The sequence below is a fragment of the Pseudomonas sp. LBUM1672 genome (assembly GCF_059695655.1).
This window is the reverse complement of sequence record NZ_CP166781.1, coordinates 2,965,428-2,985,416: the sequence shown is the minus strand read 5'-3', so window position 1 is coordinate 2,985,416 and position 19,989 is coordinate 2,965,428. Positions and strand designations below refer to the sequence as shown.

Sequence of the window (19,989 nt, the reverse complement as noted above, 5' to 3'; positions counted from 1 at the left end):
CAACTGATCAGCCTCGTTTGTATCCACATCGACACCTTCATGACCCGACCGTCCGTCACCCCGCCCGCATCTTGTACGTTCGTACCTAAAGCTCGTCTTTCGCAGGCCGATAGCCCTTCGAAGCGCCGATCTTTTGATCGAAAACCACAATAAAAAACGCTGCACAAGGACCGGTCCCATGCCCGCATTCCGCACCATCCAGGCTCGCTACACGCTGTTTCTGGTCCTGTTCATCCTGCTGTTATTTGTCCTGACAGTGGTCGGCATCAGCCAGTTGGTCGCGCCTAAACTTCGTCACACCGAAGAACAGGTCGCCCTCAACCGCATCGCCGAAGTGGCCGAGCACATCCAGGGCGAGCTGAACAAGGTTCAGGCACAACAACGCAGCATCACCCAGACCATTCCGCTGCTCGACAGCGCCGCCATCGACACGGTGCTGCCGGGCCTGGTCGACCAATATGGCGAGTTGAAAGTCTTCGGCGGCGGGATCTGGCCGTTGCCAGGCCAGCGCGAAGCCGGGCGTAACAAATTCAGCACGTTCTGGCACCGCGATGCCTCGGGCAAGCTGGCGGTCAATACATTCTGGAACAGCGACGCAGCCCCCAACTACTACGACCAGACCTGGTACAAGGGCGGCATGCAAACCCCGCGAGGCCAATGCGCCTGGGCCGCGGCCTACAAAGATGACGCCAGCGCCGAGCCACGCACCAACTGCGCCATGGCCATTCAGAAAAATGGTGCGGCGTATGGCGTCTCGACCATCGACGTGACCCTGGGCTTTTTCAATGACCTGATCGCGCGCAAGGAAAAAGACCTCGGCGCGCAAATGCTGATCGTCGAGGCCGACGGCAAGATCATCAGCAACAGCTCGCGGATCAATGGGCCGATTGTGCTGAAGAACATCAGTGAACTGGCCGGCAACTCGCCATTCGCCAGTCAAGTGAAGGCCGGCCTGCAAAACCGTGATCAGTCGCAGCGTGTCGAGTTCGACAACAACGGCGAAGCCAACACCTTCTTCATGCGCCCGATCGAAGGCACGCCGTGGTTCCTCGCCACCGCCCTGCCGACCAAGCTGATCACCGCCCAGCGTGACGACGTGCTCAGCACCTTGAGCCTGCTGCAAATTCCGATGGTGATCCTGCTGGTGTTGCTGCAGATCTACGCGATTCGCCAACTGATCCAGCGCATGAAAATCCTCAAGGCCAACATCGACGCCCTGTCCGCTGGCGATGCCGATTTGACCAAGCGCATCACCATCCGCGCCGAAGACGAACTGGGCGCCATCGGGCACTCGGTCAACGCGTTCATCATTTATCTGCAGAACATGATCGGCGAAGTCACCCAGGCCACCGGCGCCATGGCGTCCAGCCTCGACAACCTGCAACGCACCTCGGCCCACACCAGCCAGATTCTGGTGCGGCACGCGTCTGAAACCGATCAGACGGTGACGGCGATTACCGAGATGAGTTCGACGGCTGAAAGCGTCGCGCAGAATGCGGCCGAAACCGCGGCCTTCACCCAACGCGCCAACGAAAACGCCGACCGTTCGCGGGTCGTGGTCGGAGAAGCGTCCAGCAGCGTGATCGCGTTGATCGACGAGGTGGCGAGCGCTACTCATAAAGTCGAAAGCATGCAGGAGGATGCGCAGCGCATCACCGAGATTCTCGGGGTGATTGGCGCGATTGCCGGGCAAACCAACTTGCTGGCGCTCAACGCCGCCATCGAAGCAGCCCGGGCCGGTGAGCAAGGTCGCGGTTTCGCGGTGGTCGCCGATGAAGTCCGCGCCCTCGCCGCTCGCACCCAGGCCAGCACCTCGCAAATCAATGAAATGCTCAAGCGCCTGACCCAAGGCGTGAGTTCGTCGGTGAGCGCCATGGAAAACACCCAGGCCAGCTGCCAGTCCGCCGCCGATGCCACGGCGCGGGTCAACACGGGGCTGGATGAAATGGCCGGCTCGGTCAGCCACATCAACAGCCTGAGCACGCAGATCGCCACCGCCGCCGAGCAGCAAAGCGCGGTAACCGAAGAGATCAACCGCAGCATGGTGCAAATCCGCCACATGGTGGATGAGCTGGTGAAAAGCGGCCAGGCCAGTGAGCTCAACACCCAGCAACTGCTGCAAGCCAACGCGCGCGTCAGCTCAATCATGGGGCGATTCAAGGTGCGTTGACCGCTGCCCGATGACACAAGCTCCCTGTGGCCAGGGAGCTGGTGTAGTAAAAGGTTGTGGTGGTGCGGAGCTTTTGTGGCGAGGGGATTTATCCCCGTTCGGCTGCGCAGCAGTCGTAGATTTTTTGGGGCCGCTTCGCTGCCCAACGGGGATAAATCCCCTCACCACAACAGCCCCCTTCAACACAATGGCTCAGCGTTTGCTGTATTACTTCGAAACAACCTCGTATCTCTTCGCGGCAAAAAATGGTCAAAATGCATCTTATTTTGCCCGCCACCCCGAGACGAAATCCCCATGCGAACCCACCTGCGTCTGGTCGCCCTGAGCGCCCTTTTCATCTCCTCCCTGGCCCAGGCCGCCGACCTCGTCCCGATCGAAGTCCACCGTGACGCCAACTGCGGCTGCTGCAAAAAATGGATCAGCCACCTGGAAGCCAATGGCTTCAAGGTTGAAGACCACGTGGAATCCAACATGAGCGAATTCAAGCAACAGCACGGCGTGCCTCCACGCCTGGCGTCCTGCCACACCGGCCTGATCAACGGCAAATTCGTTGAAGGTCATGTGCCGGCGGATCAAGTCCTGGCCTTGAGCAAACGCGATGACCTGCTGGGTGTTGCGGCACCGGGCATGCCCATGGGCTCGCCGGGCATGGAAATGGACGGCATGAGCGATGCCTACCAAGTGATCGGCCTGAAAAAGGACGGCACTGATGTGGTGGTGGCGGACTACCCGGCCCATTGATCGGCGGCGCCTACATCGGGCTGTTTTTTGCGGCATTCGGTGCCGCGACCTTGCTGCCTTTGCAATCCGAAGCGCTGCTCGTGGGCCTGTTGCTCAGCGAGCAGTACTGGCTGTGGTCGCTGCTGGCCGTCGCGACGCTGGGTAATGTCCTCGGCTCCGTGGTCAATTGGTGGCTCGGCTGTCGCCTCGAACGGTTTCGCGACCGACGCTGGTTTCCTGTCAGCCCGCGCCATCTGGAACAGGCCCGAAAACACTATCAACGCTATGGTCACTGGTCATTGCTGCTGAGCTGGGTGCCTCTCATCGGTGACCCGCTGACGCTGGTGGCCGGCGTCATGCGCGAGCCGCTGGGTCGGTTCCTGCTGATCGTGACCCTCGCCAAAGGTGCTCGTTACGGGGTGCTGGCCCTGGCCACGCTGGGCTGGATCGGTTGAACGATCAGCGGCGGCAATTGCCTGTGTTTAATGTCGCCCTAATCATGCCGATCCAGCATCGGCCGTTTCCTACGGAGTCCACCCATGTCCCTTGCTCTTTCGCGCTGGTTGCCCGGCCTGTTCCTGACGGCTGCACTGCCTGTTCTGGCCCACGCTGAAGGCCCGGAATACGGACCGGAACTACAAGGGTTCGAGTACCCCTACACGGTCAAGCATTTCGCGTTCGAGTCCCAGGGCAAATCCCTGCAGATGGGTTACATGGACGTCGCCGCCCATGGCAAGGCCAACGGGCGCAGCGTGGTGTTGATGCATGGCAAGAATTTCTGCGGCGCTACCTGGGACAGTTCGATCAAGGCCCTGAGCGAAGCCGGTTACCGGGTCATTGCGCCGGATCAAATCGGTTTCTGCACCTCCAGCAAACCGGACAACTATCAATACACATTCCAGCAACTGGCGACCAATACCCAGCAACTGCTCAAAGCCCTCGGCATCCAGAAGGCCAGCTTGCTCGGGCATTCCACCGGCGGCATGCTCGCCACCCGGTATGCGCTGCAATACCCCGATCAGGTCGAGCAACTGGCGCTGGTCAATCCCATTGGCCTGGAAGACTGGAAAGCCCTCGGCGTACCGTATCGCACCGTCGATCAATGGTATGAGCGCGAACTCAAGCTGAGCGCCGACGGCATCCGCACTTACGAACGCAACACCTATTACGGCGGCCGCTGGAAGCCTGAATTCGATCGCTGGGTCGACATGCTGGCCGGCTTGAACAAAGGCCCGGGCCACACGCAAGTGGCGTGGAACTCGGCGTTGATCTACGACATGATCTTCACCCAGCCGGTGTATTACGAATTCAAGGACCTGAAAATGCCGACGCTGTTGCTGATCGGCACGTCCGACACCACGGCCATCGGCAGTGACATTGCCTCCCCGGAGGTCAAGGCGAAGCTCGGTCATTACGATGTGCTCGGCAAGCACGTGGCAAAACTGATTCCCCAGTCCACCCTGGTTGAATTCCCCGGCATGGGCCACGCGCCGCAAATGGAAGAACCGGCGAAATTCCACCAGGCATTGCTCGACTGGCTGAACAAAACCAATCCCGTGCGTTAATGAGGTAAGGCTGATGGCTGTGCAGATTGCGGTGATCGATGATTGGCAGGACGTGGCCCGTGATGTGGTCGACTGGTCGGTGCTGGAGAGCCTCGGCGAGGTGAGTTTTATCCACGACTACCCTGCCGATAACGCAACACTGGCTGAGCGTCTGGGCAAGTTCGAGGTGATCTGTGTGATGCGCGAACGCACCCGGTTCGATGAAGACCTGCTGCGTCAGTTACCAAAACTCAAACTGCTGGTCACCGGCGGCATGCGCAATGCCGCGCTGGACCTCAAGGCCGCCGCAGCACTGGGCATCCAGGTCAGTGGCACCGACAGCTACAAACACGCCGCTCCGGAACTGACCTGGGCGCTGATCATGGCCGCAACCCGCAACCTCGTGGTCGAAGCCAATGCCCTGCGCGCCGGGAAATGGCAGCAAGGCCTGGGCGGCGATTTGCACGGCAAGACGCTGGCGATCCTCGGCCTTGGCAGCATTGGCAAACGTGTCGCGCAGTTCGGTCAGGTGTTCGGGATGCGGGTGATCGCGTGGAGCGAAAACCTCACGGCCGAACGCGCCACCGAAGCGGGCGTGACCTATGTCAGCAAGCAAGAGCTGTTCGAACAGGCCGACGTGCTGTCGGTTCACTTGATGCTCAGCGACCGCAGCCGGGGACTGGTCGACGCCCAGGCGCTGGCCTGGATGAAACCTTCGGCGCTGCTGGTCAACACCGCCCGCGGGCCGATTGTCGATGAGACGGCGCTGATCAAGGCGTTGCAGAAGAATCGGCTGGCGGGGGCTGCGCTAGATGTGTTCGACGTGGAGCCTTTGCCGGTGAACCATCCGTTCAGAACGCTGGACAATGTGTTGGCGACGCCGCATGTCGGGTATGTCAGCCAGCAGAACTACCATCAGTTCTTTTCACAGATGATCGAGGATATTCAGGCGTGGTCGGCGGGCGAGCCGATTCGTTTGCTCAGCTGAAACCGAGTTATCGTTCATCGCGGGCAAGCCCGCTCCCACAGGATTTACGCAATCCCTGTAGGAGTGAGCCTGCTCGCGATGGGGCCCTCAGCCCCCACACACCTCGCACCGCAATGGTGCATTTGGCTCCAAACCACGCCCATTTCCCTGACTGGCCAGTCCCGTTTTGACCCACTCTGAAAAATAAACCTGCCCTTCGTCGGTGCGTTTCCCCCTACAGGCGCTGTGCCTTTACCCTCTTTCCACCGATTGTCGAACAATTTCGCCACTTGACCTGCCCCGCTCTAGGATCTGGCCTAGACTCATTTTCGCGAGGTAAAACCGGTCAGTCATCTGGCGGTAAGAAACTCGAAACTTTTGGTCCTGACCGGGGGTCAGGTTAAAGGTAGGGCCACAGCGACTGGTGCATTCCTTGCAAAGGCCCCTCCACCCTTTCTGCATTAGCGCATGGGGCAGCATTGCTCACCGATGCGAAGCGCATTTGCGCCCGGCCACAGGATTTGGCCACGAACACCGTTTGTGCCGGACCTGGAATTAGATCAACAACACGGGAGATTCATATGATTAGTGCGGCTTTAGATATTCAGGGAGAGCGTGCTCATCAGCAGGTCGGCGAATCGAGCGCCGTGAATGCTCCGAGCGCCCAATCGATCAGCGTACCGGGCACCAAGACGCTGACACCGGCTGCCAGTCAGAACCCGAATAGAAAGAAGGTGTTGTTCGTCACCTCCGAAATTGCCGATCTGGTCAAGACCGGCGGTTTGGGTGACGTGTCCGCAGCCCTGCCCCGTGCGATGGCGCTGCTGCACGATGTGCGGGTGCTGATCCCCGGTTATCCGCAAGTGCTGAACAGCGAAAACCCGATTCACATCATCGGTGAACTCGGTGGGCATGCCGCACTGCCGCCCTGCAAGATCGGACGCATGGACATGCCGGACGGTCTGGTCATTTACGTGTTGATCTGCCCCGAGCTCTACGAGCGCGAAGGTTCGCCTTACGGCGCCAACAACGGCCGCGACTGGCCGGACAACCACATTCGTTTCGCCCGCCTGGGCCTTGCCGCCGCCGATATTGCCGCCAATCTTGCACAAATCCACTGGTGCCCGGATCTGGTGCATGCCCATGACTGGCCGGCCGGCCTGGCGCCTGCCTACATGCACTGGCGTGGACAGCGCACCCCGACGCTGTTCACCATTCACAACCTGGCCTATCAAGGTGTCACCAGCCTGGGTTCGTGCCCGGAACTCGGCATTCCCAACCATGCCTTGCAACAGGAAGGCATGGAGTTCTACGGCAAGATGTCGTTCCTCAAGGCTGGCATGGCCTATTCGAGCCACATCACCACCGTCAGCGCCACCTACGCCCAGGAAATCACCACGCCGGCCTTCGGCTGCGGTCTCGACGGCTTTCTCGCCGCCAAGACCCAGCAAGGTCTGCTCAGCGGTATTCCCAACGGTATTGATGAAAGCTGGGACGCCGCCACCGATCCGCATTTGTTCTGCCCGTTCAGCATCGGCGACTGGGATGGCAAAGCGGTCAACGCCGCCCATGTCCGTGAGCTGTTCGGCCTGGAAGACTCCGAAGGCCCGCTGTTTGCGGTGGTCTCACGCCTGGTCTATCAAAAAGGCCTGGACCTGACCGAAGCGGTCTCCGAATACATCGTCGAAAACGGTGGCCAGATCGCAATCATCGGTCGAGGCGAGCCGGAAGAAGAACAAGCCATGCGTGAACTGGCCCTGCGCTTCCCCGGGCAAATCGGCGTGCGCATTGGCTTCAATGAAACCGACGCCCGTCGCATGTTCGCCGGCAGCGATTTCCTGCTGATGCCGTCGCGTTACGAGCCTTGCGGCCTGAGCCAGATGTATGCCCAGCGCTTCGGTTCGCTGCCGGTGGCGCGCAACACCGGCGGCTTGGCCGACACCATTGAAAACGGCGTGACCGGTTTCCTGTTCGACGAATCCACCGTCGAAAGCTACCAGGAAGCCCTGAGCCGCGCGTTCAAGGTGTTTGCCTTCCCCGGCCTGCTCAACGCCATGCGGTGCCGCGCCATGGCCGCACCTTTCAACTGGTGCAAGGCGGTAGAACCCTACGCCGAACTCTACGAACAACTTGTCGCCAAAGCCCTGGGTAAATCGGGCAGGCAGTAAAAAAGAGGTTTTCACCGATGCCGTTACGGACCCTTGAGACCTGGCCCCACGGCGCAATCATGCTGGACGCAGAACACACGCGTTTTGCCTTGTGGGCGCCAGATGCGTTTTACGTCAGTGTCGAACTGGAAGATGGACAATCCTTGCCGCTACTGCCTCAGGCTGATGGCTGGTTCGTGATCAAGACCCGCTGCCCGGCGGGTACGCGTTACCGTTACAACATTGATGGCGAACTGGAGGTGCCGGACCCGGCCTCCCGGGCGCAGGCCGGCGATATCGGCGACCACAGCGTGGTGGTCGATCCCCTCGCCTATCAATGGCAAAACAGCGCCTGGACCGGTCGGCCCTGGAATGAGGCCGTGATCTATGAATTGCACGTCGGTGCACTTGGCGGCTTCAGTGAGGTCGAGCAGCATTTGGCGCGGCTGGTCGACTTGGGCATCACCGCGATCGAACTGATGCCGCTGGCGCAGTTCCCCGGCGACCGCAACTGGGGCTACGACGGGGTTCTGCCCTACGCGCCCCAAGCCTCCTACGGCACTCCCGAACAACTCAAACACCTGATCGACACCGCCCACGGCCATGGTCTGGCGGTGATTCTCGACGTGGTCTACAACCACTTCGGCCCGGACGGCAATTACTTGCATCACTACGCCAAGGGCTTCTTTCGCGAAGACAAGCACACGCCTTGGGGCGCAGCCATCGACTTCCGGCGGCGCGAGGTGCGGGACTTCTTCATCGACAACGCGCTGATGTGGTTGCTGGAATACCGCTTCGATGGCTTGCGCCTGGATGCGGTGCACGCCATCGAGAGCCCGGACTTTCTCCAGGAACTGGCGCAACGGGTCCGGCAACAGACCGATCCGGCGCGGCATGTGTGGCTGACGGTCGAGAACGAACACAACCAGGCCAGCCTGTTGGAAGAAGGCTTCGACGCGCAGTGGAACGATGACGGGCACAACGCGTTGCACGTGTTGCTGACCGGTGAAACCGACGCCTATTACGCCGACTATGCCGACAAACCCACCGAACAATTGGCGCGCTGCCTGAGTCAGGGCTTCGTGTTTCAGGGCCACGTGACCCGACACGGTACAACCCGGGGCGAGCCCAGTGGTCACTTGCCGCCCAGCGCGTTTGTGCTGTTCTTGCAGAACCATGACCAGATCGGCAATCGTGCCTTCGGCGAGCGGCTGCATCAACTGACCGACCTCGACGCCTTGAAAGCCGCTACCGCGCTGTTGTTGCTGTCACCGATGATTCCGCTGATGTTCATGGGCGATGAATTCGCGGCCGAGGAACCGTTCCTGTTCTTTACCAGCCACCACGGTGAACTGGCGGAACTGGTTCGTGAAGGACGACGTAATGAATTTGCAGCCTTCAGCGCCTTTACTGATCCTCATAAACGCGAACAGATCCCCGATCCGAACGCGCAACAGACCTTTGAAGCGTCGCGGCCGAAACTGACCGCCACCCGGCAATCGGCCATGCAGGACCTGTATCACCAGCTGTTGCGGATTCGTCATGACCACATCATCCCGCATCTGCCGGGGGCTCAGGCCCTGGGGGCCGAGGTGCTGGCCGAAGGTGCGGTGACGGCGCGCTGGCTACTGGGTAATGGCCGACAGCTGCGCATTGACCTGAACCTCAGCGACACGCCAGTGGTCCACTCCCCACAGGCCGACGCCAGGTTGTTGTTCGAAACTCCACCTCAGTCCGCCGGCCTGTTGGAACAGGGCACCCTTGCCCCGTATTGCGCGCTAGTCAGCCTCATGGCCGCAGCCCCCTTGCTACCCCCGGATGGAGAGCGCCAATGAGTGATGCGCAACTGGAAATACTGGCCAGCCGTGCCGGTTTGGCAGTCGACTGGATCGACGCCAACGGCCGCCCGCAGAAAGTCGCTCCATCGGTATTGCGTAACGTCCTGATCGGACTCGGCCACCCGGCCAGCACCGCACAGGAAATCGACGCCAGCCTCCTGCAATTGCAGGAGGTGCAACAGACCCGGCATCTGCCGCCGCTGATCACAGCCGATTTCGGCGTCAGCCTCGATCTGGCGCATTTCTTTGAACCCGAAACGCCGTGTGAGATCCACCTTGAAGATGGCTCACGGCTCAACCTGAAACTGGATACCGAGGCGATGCTGCCGGGTCTGGTTCCGGTCGGGTATCAACACGTCAGCATCGACGGGCAATCTTTTACCCTGGCCGTGGCACCGACCCGTTGCTACAGCGTCGGCGATGCCGTGGACAGTCCGATTCCGCGTACCTGGGGCCTGAGCGTGCAGCTGTATTCGCTGCGTCGACCTGGCGATTGCGGATTCGGCGATACCCAGGCGCTGGAAGACCTCGCCCGAGTGGCCGGCGAACGCGGCGCCGAGGCCTTGGCGATCAGTCCGCTGCATGCAATGTTCGGCAGCGACACCCAGCGCTACAGCCCGTATTCACCGTCCAGCCGTTTGTTTCTCAACAGCCTCTATGCCGCGCCGGGTGCAATCCTCGGCGAGCGTGCATGGCGGGCCGCGATTGACGCCACCGGCCTGGCCGCTGAACTGCAACAGCTGGAAGAACAGCCGCTGATTAACTGGCCCGTGGCCGCCGAAGCCAAGCATCGTTTGCTGCAAGCCTTGTACGAAGGCTTCGTCCAGGGCGAACACCCGTTGCATGCCGACTTCAGCAGCTTCCGCCATGCTGCCGGCGAAGCCCTGGAAAATCATTGCCGTTTCGAGGCCATTCAAGAAACCCGCGCTGCCAAGGGTGAAACCCTCGACTGGCGCGAGTGGCCGGAACAATGGCGCGACCCGCGCAGTGCCGCCCTTGCCGAATTTGCCGAAGAGAACGCCGGGCGCATTGGCTTCTTCGCGTTCAGCCAGTGGTTGATCACCCGCTGCCTGGAGCGCGCGCAAACCGCCGCCCGCAGCGCGGGGATGAGCATCGGCCTGATCGCGGACCTGGCCGTGGGCGCCGACGGCGGTGGCAGTCAGGCCTGGAGTCGCCAGGACGAATTACTCGCCTCACTGACGGTGGGCGCGCCGCCGGACATTCTTAACCGTACCGGCCAGGGCTGGGGCATTTCTGCTTTCTCCCCAGAAGGCCTGGTGCGCAACGGCTTTCGCGCGTTCATCGAAATGCTGCGGGCCAACTTCGCCCACGCCGGCGGATTGCGCATTGACCACGTGATGGGCCTGCAACGGCTGTGGGTGATCCCCAATGATTCGCCGCCCGCTGACGGCGCCTATCTGTATTACCCGGTGGACGACCTGCTGCGCTTGCTCAGCCTTGAATCCCATCGTCATCAGGCGATCGTCCTGGGCGAAGACCTCGGGACCGTGGCGGATGGCCTGCGGGAAAAACTCATCGCCCGTTCGATCCTCGGCATGCGGGTGTTGTTGTTCGAACAGGACAACGCGCACTTCAAATCGATTCTCGACTGGCCGGACAACGCCCTCGCGACCACCAGCACCCATGACTTGCCGACGCTCAATGGCTGGTGGCATGGCCGCGATATCGACTGGAATGCCCGACTGGGCCTGGTCGATGCCACGGGTGAAATCGAATGGCGCCAGCACCGTGAACGCGAGCGCGAAGGCCTGCGCCGTGTGCTGAGCGAGGACCCGCAAAACTTTCGCGAAGAGTCCCATGAAACCGACCAGGTGCTGGATGCCGCAGTTCGTTTCCTCGGTCATACCAAGGCACCGCTGGTGTTGCTGCCGCTGGAAGATGCCCTGGGCATTGAACAGCAGGCCAACCTGCCGGGCACCATCGACACGCACCCCAACTGGTCGCGGCGCCTGCCCGGCGGCAGCGAAGCGCTGCTCGATGACCCGGACGCCGCACGGCGCCTGGAATTGCTCGCCTGTGCGCGACTTCAGGCTGGCGAGCGTGACCAATGACTCATCCGTTAATCCAACCGCTGCGCGCGACCCTGCGCCTGCAATTTCATAAAGGCTTCACCCTGGATCAAGCGGTGCCGCGGGTGCCGTACTTTGCCAGCCTGGGCATCAGCCACGTTTATGCCTCGCCACTGCTCGCCGCCCGCTCCGGCTCCATGCATGGCTACGACGTGGTGGACCCGACCACGGTCAACCCCGAGCTGGGTGGTGAAGCCGCCTTGCGCCGTTTGGTCGCGGCCCTGCGCGAGCACAAGATGGGGCTGATCCTCGACATCGTCTCCAACCACATGGCCGTCGGTGGCAGTGATAACCCGTGGTGGCTGGACTTGCTGGAATGGGGACGCCTGAGCCCTTACGGCGAGTTCTTCGACATTCAATGGCACTCGCCTGATCCGTTGATGGAGGGCCAGTTGCTGCTGCCATTCCTCGGCAGCGATTACGGTGTCGCCCTGCAGGACGGCACCCTGCCCTTGCGTTTCGATGCAGAGCGCGGCGCGTTTTATGTCGAGCACTACGAGCATCATTTCCCGATCTGCCCGTCGAGCTATGGTGAGCTGCTGCGAACCGACGACGAACCGCTCAGGTTTCTCGCCGACCGCTTCAGTGCATTGAGCTACCAGACCGATGCTCACAGCCTGGCGCAACCGCTGAAGGCAGAGTTACGTGAACTGGCCAGCGACCCTGCACTCCTGCAATGCATCCAGCAGAATCTCAGCGCCTACGATTCCCTGACACCCGAGGGTTTCCAACGCCTGCATCACCTGCTCGAACGCCAGAGTTATCGCCTGGCCAGTTGGCGCACGGCGGCGGATGACATCAACTGGCGGCGGTTTTTCGATATCAACGAGCTGGGCGGTTTGCGTGTCGAACGCCCGGCCGTGTTCGAAGCGACCCACGCGAAGATCTTCGAATTGGTGGCTGAAGGCCTGGTCGACGGGCTGCGCATCGACCACATCGACGGCCTCGCCGACCCACGCGGTTATTGCCGCAAACTGCGGCGTCGGGTCGATACGCTGTCGCCCGACCGGCACTTGCCGATCTACGTCGAGAAGATCCTCGGTGAAGGCGAAACCCTGCACCGCGACTGGTCGGTGGACGGCACCACCGGTTATGAATTCATGAATCAGTTGTCGTTGCTGCAGCACGATCCCGACGGTGGAAAAACCTTGGGTGAGCTGTGGAATCGCTACAGCGAGCGGCCCGCCGACTTCCGCCAGGAAGCGCAACTGGCGCGCCAGCAGATTCTCAACGGTTCATTGGCCGGTGACTTCGAAAGTGTCGCCCAGGCGCTGCTGCAAGTGGCCCGTGACGATGTAATGACCCGCGACCTGACCCTTGGCGCGATCCGTCGGGCGTTGCAAGAACTGATCGTGCACTTCCCGGTGTACCGCACTTACATCAGCCCGCGTGGCCGTTCTGCCGAAGACGACGTGTTTTTCCAGCAAGCCATGGACGGTGCACGGCAAACCCTCAGCGAGGCCGACTGGCCTGTACTGGATTGTCTGGCCGGTTGGCTGGGCGGTGAGCCGTGGCGCAAACGCCCGGTGGGACGCCCGCGCAAGATCCTCAAGCACGCTTGCGTGCGATTCCAGCAACTGACGTCCCCGGCGGCCGCCAAAGCGGTGGAAGACACTGCGTTTTATCGCTCGGCGGTGCTGCTGTCGCGCAATGACGTGGGCTTCAGCACCGAGCAGTTCAGTGCGCCGGTGTCTGACTTCCATGCCGTCTGCATCAACCGCCTGGAACAGTTTCCGGACAACCTGCTGGCCACCGCCACCCACGACCACAAACGCGGCGAAGACACTCGCGCGCGGTTGGCGGTGTTGAGTGAACGCAGTGCCTGGTACGCCGAGCAGGTTCCGCTCTGGCGAACACTCGCCCGGCCCTTGCGTGACGACGATCAGATGCCCTCGGCGGGCGATGAGTTGATCCTCTATCAGGCGATCCTCGGCAGTTGGCCGCTGGACCTGCGCAGTGACGATCAGCCCGCGCTGGAGGACTACGCTAAACGCCTATGGCAATGGCAGCAGAAAGCCTTGCGTGAAGCCAAGCTGCAAAGCAGTTGGAGCGCGGCGAACGAGCCTTATGAAAAAGCCATGCAGCTCTTTATCGAGCGTCTGCTGCTGAGCCCCGAGGGTGAGCTGTTACGCGCGGCCCTCGGCAAAGCGGTTCAAACGATTACCGCGCCCGGCGCAATCAACGGTTTGGCGCAAACCTTGCTGCGCATGACCGTACCGGGGATCCCGGACCTGTACCAGGGCAACGAATACTGGGACTTCTCGCTGGTCGATCCGGACAACCGCCGGCCAGTGGATTACGTCAACCGCCAACAGGCGATGCAGGAGCCGTTGAACCTGCCCGACCTGCTGGCCAACTGGCGTGACGGGCGCATCAAGCAGACCCTGATCAAGCAGGTGTTGAACCTGCGTGCCGAGCATGCCGAGCTGTTTCGGCGAGGGACGTATCACGCCCTCGAAGTCCTCGGCAGTCAGGCTCACCGAGTGCTGGCGTTTTGTCGCGAACATGAAGGAAAACGGGCCCTCGTGATCGTACCGATCCGTTGCGCCCCACTGCTGGGAAACAGTGCCGCCCCCTTGGTGGATGCGCTGCGCTGGGGCGATACGCGGGTGAAATTACCGTTCACCGCCCCCGAGGAAAATCTGAAGGGACTTTTTTCGAGCTCGGCAGTCACACACCACAGGGAGCTGAACATCAGCGCCGCGCTGGGGGATTTCCCGGTCAATCTCTTTATTCAAACGTTTACCCAAGCTTGAGTTCAGTTCAGGAGTATTGCGATGAGTACCGACGATAAACGCGTTCGCGAATTTGCCTATCAAATCTGGGAATCGGAAGGCAAGCCCGAAGGCCAGGAAGCCCGGCACTGGGAGATGGCTCGCAAACTGGCTGAAGCCGAAGCCCTGGCCCCCAAAAAATCGCCGAAAGCCACCGGCAGCAAACCGGCTGCCAAGCCTGCTGCGGCCAAAGCCGCCAATGGCAAGGTCCCGGAACCGAAAGCCAAGGCCAAGCCTGCCGCGGCGTCGAAGGTGATTCCGCCTGGCGAAAAAGCTGCAGAGAAGAAGCCTAAAGCAGCGCGAAAACCGCCTGCGGTCTGACGCTTCCCAAACCTGTTCTGATTGACCTCGTGGCCAGCCCGCTGGCCACTGTGGGCTCGCTCGCCCACGAAAAACCTGTAGGAGCGAGGCTTGCCCGCGAAGGCGGCATGTCAGTCGATTCAAATGTGACTGAAACACCGCCTTCGCGGGCAAGCCTCGCTCCTACAAAGAATCCCCCCTTTTTGCAGGAGCATGTATGACCAATCCAAAGAATGCCGCGCCAGAACCTCACGCCGAGGCCTCGCGAATCCGTGAAGGCTTGCCCTTCCCGCTGGGTGCGACCTGGGATGGTCTGGGGGTCAACTTTGCCTTGTTTTCCGCCAATGCCACCAAGGTCGAACTGTGCATTTTCGATGATGCCGGCGAGGTGGAACTGGAGCGCATCGAACTGCCCGAATACACCGATGAGATCTACCACGGTTATTTGCCCGACGCCCATCCGGGGCTGATCTACGGCTACCGTGTCTATGGTGCGTACGACCCGGCCAACGGCCATCGCTTCAACCACAACAAATTGCTGATCGACCCCTACGCCAAGCAATTGGTCGGCCAGCTGAAATGGTCCGAAGCGCTGTTCGGCTACACCATCGGCCACCCGGACGCTGACCTGAGTTTCGATGAGCGCGACAGTGCGCCGTTCGTGCCCAAGTGCAAAGTCATCGACCCGGCTCACACCTGGGGCAATGATCAACGGGTCAGCATTCCGTGGGACAAGACGATCATTTATGAAACCCACCTGCGCGGCATCAGCATGCGTCACCCTTCCGTCCCCGAGAACGTGCGTGGCACCTGCGCCGGGTTGATGGTCGATGACGTGCTGGAACACATTCGCAAGCTCGGGGTGTCGTCAGTTGAGTTGCTGCCGATCCACGCCTTCGTCAACGACCAGCATCTGCTGCACAAAGGCATGACCAATTACTGGGGCTACAACAGCATTGCCTTCTTCGCCCCGGACCCGCGTTACCTGGCCAGCGGCAAGATCGCCGAGTTCAAGGAGATGGTCGCGCACCTGCACGAGGCTAATCTGGAAGTGATCCTCGACGTGGTCTACAACCACACCGCCGAGGGCAACGAACAAGGCCCGACCCTGTCCATGCGCGGCATCGACAACGCCTCGTATTACCGCTTGATGCCCGATGACAAGCGCTACTACATCAACGATTCCGGCACCGGCAACACCCTCGACCTGAGTCACCCGTGCGTGCTGCAAATGGTCACCGATTCCCTGCGTTACTGGGCCACGGAAATGCACGTGGACGGTTTCCGCTTTGACCTGGCAACCATTCTCGGCCGCTATCACGAAGGCTTCGACGAACGTCACAGCTTCCTCGTCGCCTGTCGTCAGGACCCGGTGCTGCGTCAGGTAAAAATGATCGCCGAGCCGTGGGATTGCGGCCCTGGTGGTTATCAGGTCGGTGGTTTCCCGCCGGGCTGGGTCGAGTGGAACGACAAGTTCCGCGACACCGTGCGCGCGTTCTGGAAAGGCGATGACGGCCAACTCGCGGACTTCGCCAGCCGCATGACCGCGTCCGGCGAAATGTTCAACCAGCGCGGCCGGCGCCCCTACGCCTCGTTGAACTTCATCACGGCGCATGACGGTTTCACCCTCAATGACCTGGTGTCGTACAACGACAAGCACAACGAAGCCAACGACGAGAACAATCAGGACGGCAGCAACAACAACCTGTCCTGGAACCATGGCGTCGAAGGCCCGACCGACGACCCGGAAATCAACGAACTGCGTCTGCGACAAATGCGCAATTTCTTCGCCACGCTGCTGCTGTCCCAAGGCACGCCGATGCTGGTGGCCGGCGACGAATTCGCCCGGACACAAAATGGCAATAACAACGCCTACTGCCAGGACAGCGAGATCGGCTGGGTCAATTGGGACCTGAGCGAAGACGGCAAGGCCCTGCTCAAGTTCGTCAAACGCCTGATCAAGTTGCGCCTGGCTTATCCGATCCTGCGTCGCGGACGCTTCCTTGTGGGCAATTACAACGAAGACATCGGCGTCAAGGACGTGACCTGGCTCGCCCCGGATGGCAGTGAAATGTCCATCGAACAATGGGAAGAAGCCCACGGCCGCTGCCTCGGCATGCTGATGGATGGCCGTGCCCAGGAAACCGGTATCCGCCGCAAGGGCGGTGACGCGACCTTGTTGCTGGTGGTCAACGCGCACCACGACATCGTCAATTTCACCTTGCCAGAAGTGCCGGACGGCGGTCACTGGACGTGCATGATCGACACCAATCAACCGTCGATTCGCGGGCAGGAACGCTTCGAGTTCGGTGTCGAATATTCCGTCACCGGTCGTTCGCTGCTGCTGTTCGAATTGCAGCATGAGGAAGATGAGTGAAATGGACCTCCAAGCGTTTCTCGATCGCCAGCCAGCGGACTACGCCGATACTCAGGCGCTAGGCCGGTGCCTGCGGGCGCTGGTGGAGGCCGGTCTTGATCAGCTTCCGCTGCCGGGCAGTGGCCAGACGCTGGAGCGGTTCCAGCGCCTGGCCGAGGTCGGTGCTCATGACCTCGGGTTGTGCAAATTGTACGAAGGGCATACCGACGCGCTGGCGATCATCCAGCAACTCGGTGGCTCGCCAACCCCCGGCAGCACGTGGGGCATGTGGGCGGCCGAACCACCACAGGCGCGGGTGCGCGTCCGTCCGCAGGGCCATATGGTCGTGCTGAACGGGCGCAAGGCCTGGTGCTCGGGCGCGGCGGTGTTGAGTCATGCGTTGCTCACGGCCTGGGATCATCAGGACTGCCAGCAACTGGTCGCGGTGGCGCTGGATCAACCCGGCGTGACCATCACCGATCAGGGCTGGCAAGCGGTCGGCATGGGCGCCACCGGCAGCGTCGAGGTGCTGTTCGAAGGCGCCGAAGCACAAGCCATCGGCTACCGGGGAGACTACCTGAATCGCCCCGGTTTCTGGCAAGGCGGCATCGGCATTGCCGCCTGCTGGTACGGCGCGGCACAGAGCATCGCCGAACGCCTGCGCACGCACTGCGCTCAACATGATGAACCCCACGCCCTCGCCCATCTGGGCGCCGTCGACAGTGCGTTGCATGCGGCTGCCGAAGTGTTGCGGGTCAGCTCACTGATGATCGACGCCGCGCCGCTGGACGACGCCGAAGTGCTGGCCCGGCGCGCCCGGGCAGTGATGGAACACGCTGCTGAACAAGTCCTGTTGCACGTCGGCCACGCCCTCGGAGCGGGCCCCTATTGCAAGGATCGGCAGTTCGCCCGATTGATCGCCGACCTGCCGGTATTCCTGCGTCAAAGCCACGCCGAACGGGACCTCGCCGCCCTCGGACAGACCGTCATCAGCGGAACATGGACGTTATGAAAACCAACCCTATCGTCGGCCAAGGCACGCCACTTCATCGGTGGCAGACCTCCAGCCACCTGGCGCAGTTGCCGGTCATCGATATCCTGAGCCTGGTGCCGGAAGGCGCCCGCGCGGTGATCATCGCCCCGCACCCGGATGACGAAGTGTTGGGCTGCGGCGGATTCCTGCAATTACTCGCTGCCGCTGGCCGGCCCTTGCAATTGATCTCGGTCACTGACGGCAGCGCCAGTCATCCGGGGTCCGAGCGTTGGCCGGTGGAGCGCCTGAGCGCGGTGCGGCCTCAGGAGTCGGTCGAAGCCTTGCGCCGTCTTGGGCTGCCACTGCACAGCCTGAAATGGCTGCGCGGCGGTTTCAAGGACAGCCAGGTCGCCGCTCGAGAACACGAATTGAGCGAATTCATCGAACGTCATTTGCGCCCCAACGACGTGGTGTTCACCACGTGGCGCGAAGACGGTCATTGTGATCACGAAGCCGTCGGCCGGGCCAGCGCCGAAGCGGCGAAACGTGCGGGTGCGACCGTGCACGAATTGCCCGTGTGGACTTGGCACTGGGCAACGCCCGAAGACAGTTTCGTGCCATGGCACCGGGCGCGGAAGATCCTGCTGGCGCCGCATTTGGTCGCGCGCAAACGCCATGCGATCCACGCCTTTGCCAGCCAGTTGGAAGGTGACCCGAAAATCGGCCTGCCGCCAGTGCTGGCGCCTTATGTGCTGGAACGACTGTTGCAACCGTTCGAGGTGGTGTTTTTATGAGCGTGGAGGATCGCTACTTCGACGGTTTGTTTGCCGGCAACGACGATCCTTGGTCCTTTCGTCAGCGCTGGTATGAACAACGCAAACGCGCAATCACCCTCGCCGCACTGCCCCGCCCACACTACCGAGCGATCTTCGAGCCCGGCTGTGCCAACGGCGAACTGAGCTTTGAGCTAGCCAGTCGTTGTGATCGTCTTTTGTGTTGCGACACCGCCCCCGCAGCCGTGACGCTGGCCCGCACCCGACTCGGCCCGTTCGACCACGCCGAAGTCCGTCACCTTCGCTTGCCCGCGGATTGGCCGGACGAAAAATTCGATCTGATCGTGCTTAGCGAGATCGGCTATTACCTCGACGCCGACGACCTGAAACGCCTGATCGAACAGGCCGCAGAGTCGCTGACCGCCGACGGCCAACTGCTGGCCTGCCACTGGCGCCCGCCCATCGACGGTTGCCCGCTGAATGCCCGGCAAGTGCATGACTTGCTGCACGAACATTTGCATCTGCCGCGCCTGGTCCTGCATCAGGAAGCGGATTTCCTGCTGGAACTCTGGAGTCGTGAACCCCGCTCCGTGGCGGCTCTGGAGGGTTTGCGATGATTGGCATTCTGATCCCCGCGCACAACGAAGAAGACTTGCTCGAAGACTGCCTTGAAGCGGCCCTGCTCGCCGCAAAACATGAGCTGCTGGGCGGTGAAACCGTCGAGGTGCTGGTGGTGCTTGACAGTTGCACCGACCGCTCCCTGGAGATCGTCAGTGCTTACCCGGTGCACAGCCTGGTGATCGAGGCGCGTAACGTCGGTCAGGCCCGCGCCGCCGGGGCGCGGTTTCTGCTGGATCGCGGGGCGCGCTGGATTTCCTGTTCCGACGCTGACAGCCGTGTGGCGCAGGATTGGCTGGTGGCGCAGTTGGCCCTCGACGTCGATGCCGTGTGCGGCACGGTCACGGTGGACGAATGGCACGAGTCGATCGATGAGTCGGCACAGATTCGCTATCACCAGCATTATCAGGCCCGCGACGGCCATCGGCACATTCACGGCGCGAACCTGGGCATCAGTGCCGACGCCTACCGGCGCGCCGGTGGTTTCGAACCGCTGGCCTGCGATGAAGATGTGCAACTGGTGCGGCAACTCGAACGCTGTGGCGCGAACATCGCGTGGAGCCATCGTCCGCAAGTGCTCACCAGTGCCCGACTGGACAGCCGGGCCCGCGGCGGTTTTGGCGACTATTTGCGGGATCTGGCACAGGTTGGTTAAAAAAAACCGGCTCAGACAACACCACCACGCGACGAACAGCCTGACTTGAGCAATACTCTGCTCG

General features: G+C 61.5%; 15 protein-coding genes. All 15 read left to right on the top strand.

Annotated elements, in window-relative coordinates:
• The first annotated feature begins 178 nt into the window (after positions 1-178).
• Positions 179-2,170, top strand: coding sequence for a methyl-accepting chemotaxis protein (locus ACA053_RS13645; RefSeq protein ID WP_497395920.1), 1,992 nt, complete (start codon positions 179-181; stop codon positions 2,168-2,170).
• 294 nt (positions 2,171-2,464) lie between these two features.
• Positions 2,465-2,911: a DUF411 domain-containing protein gene (locus tag ACA053_RS13640; RefSeq protein WP_109630789.1), complete on the top strand. Its 447-nt coding sequence runs from the start codon at positions 2,465-2,467 to the stop codon at positions 2,909-2,911.
• Positions 2,911-3,345: a YqaA family protein gene (locus tag ACA053_RS13635; RefSeq protein ID WP_497396159.1), complete on the top strand. Its 435-nt coding sequence runs from the start codon at positions 2,911-2,913 to the stop codon at positions 3,343-3,345. The genes ACA053_RS13640 and ACA053_RS13635 overlap by 1 nt, the downstream gene beginning before the upstream one ends.
• 84 nt (positions 3,346-3,429) lie before the next feature.
• Positions 3,430-4,455, top strand: a complete 1,026-nt coding sequence (locus ACA053_RS13630; protein WP_497317840.1) for an alpha/beta fold hydrolase — start codon at positions 3,430-3,432, stop codon at positions 4,453-4,455.
• 13 nt (positions 4,456-4,468) lie between these two features.
• Positions 4,469-5,422: a D-2-hydroxyacid dehydrogenase family protein gene (locus ACA053_RS13625; RefSeq protein ID WP_497395918.1), complete on the top strand. Its 954-nt coding sequence runs from the start codon at positions 4,469-4,471 to the stop codon at positions 5,420-5,422.
• Positions 5,423-5,982: 560 nt separating this feature from the next.
• A complete protein-coding gene (gene glgA, locus ACA053_RS13620) occupies positions 5,983-7,569 on the top strand; it encodes a glycogen synthase GlgA (RefSeq protein ID WP_109630780.1) in 1,587 nt (528 codons plus the stop codon).
• Positions 7,570-7,586: 17 nt separating this feature from the next.
• Positions 7,587-9,383 carry a malto-oligosyltrehalose trehalohydrolase gene (gene treZ / locus ACA053_RS13615; RefSeq protein WP_497317836.1) on the top strand — a complete coding sequence of 599 codons (1,797 nt, stop codon included), beginning with the start codon at positions 7,587-7,589 and terminating at the stop codon, positions 9,381-9,383.
• Complete coding sequence (gene malQ, locus ACA053_RS13610) at positions 9,380-11,458, top strand: 4-alpha-glucanotransferase (RefSeq protein ID WP_497317834.1); 2,079 nt, start codon at positions 9,380-9,382, stop codon at positions 11,456-11,458. Before treZ ends, malQ begins: the two co-directional genes overlap by 4 nt.
• The gene (locus tag ACA053_RS13605; protein ID WP_497395916.1) at positions 11,455-14,232 is read left to right on the top strand and encodes a malto-oligosyltrehalose synthase; all 2,778 of its coding nucleotides are present in this window, start codon (positions 11,455-11,457) and stop codon (positions 14,230-14,232) included. Before malQ ends, ACA053_RS13605 begins: the two co-directional genes overlap by 4 nt.
• A gap of 21 nt (positions 14,233-14,253) precedes the next feature.
• A complete protein-coding gene (locus ACA053_RS13600; RefSeq protein ID WP_497317830.1) occupies positions 14,254-14,571 on the top strand; it encodes a DUF2934 domain-containing protein in 318 nt (105 codons plus the stop codon).
• 196 nt (positions 14,572-14,767) lie between these two features.
• Positions 14,768-16,927, top strand: coding sequence for a glycogen debranching protein GlgX (gene glgX / locus ACA053_RS13595; RefSeq protein ID WP_497317828.1), 2,160 nt, complete (start codon positions 14,768-14,770; stop codon positions 16,925-16,927).
• A gap of 1 nt (position 16,928) precedes the next feature.
• A complete protein-coding gene (locus ACA053_RS13590) occupies positions 16,929-17,918 on the top strand; it encodes an acyl-CoA dehydrogenase family protein (protein ID WP_497395914.1) in 990 nt (329 codons plus the stop codon).
• Entirely contained in the window at positions 17,915-18,673 is a 759-nt protein-coding gene (locus tag ACA053_RS13585) for a PIG-L deacetylase family protein (RefSeq protein WP_497395912.1), read from the top strand. The genes ACA053_RS13590 and ACA053_RS13585 overlap by 4 nt, the downstream gene beginning before the upstream one ends.
• Complete coding sequence (locus tag ACA053_RS13580) at positions 18,670-19,269, top strand: SAM-dependent methyltransferase (RefSeq protein ID WP_497317822.1); 600 nt, start codon at positions 18,670-18,672, stop codon at positions 19,267-19,269. The genes ACA053_RS13585 and ACA053_RS13580 overlap by 4 nt, the downstream gene beginning before the upstream one ends.
• Entirely contained in the window at positions 19,266-19,925 is a 660-nt protein-coding gene (locus ACA053_RS13575) for a glycosyltransferase family 2 protein (protein ID WP_109630757.1), read from the top strand. Before ACA053_RS13580 ends, ACA053_RS13575 begins: the two co-directional genes overlap by 4 nt.
• Positions 19,926-19,989 lie beyond the last annotated feature (64 nt).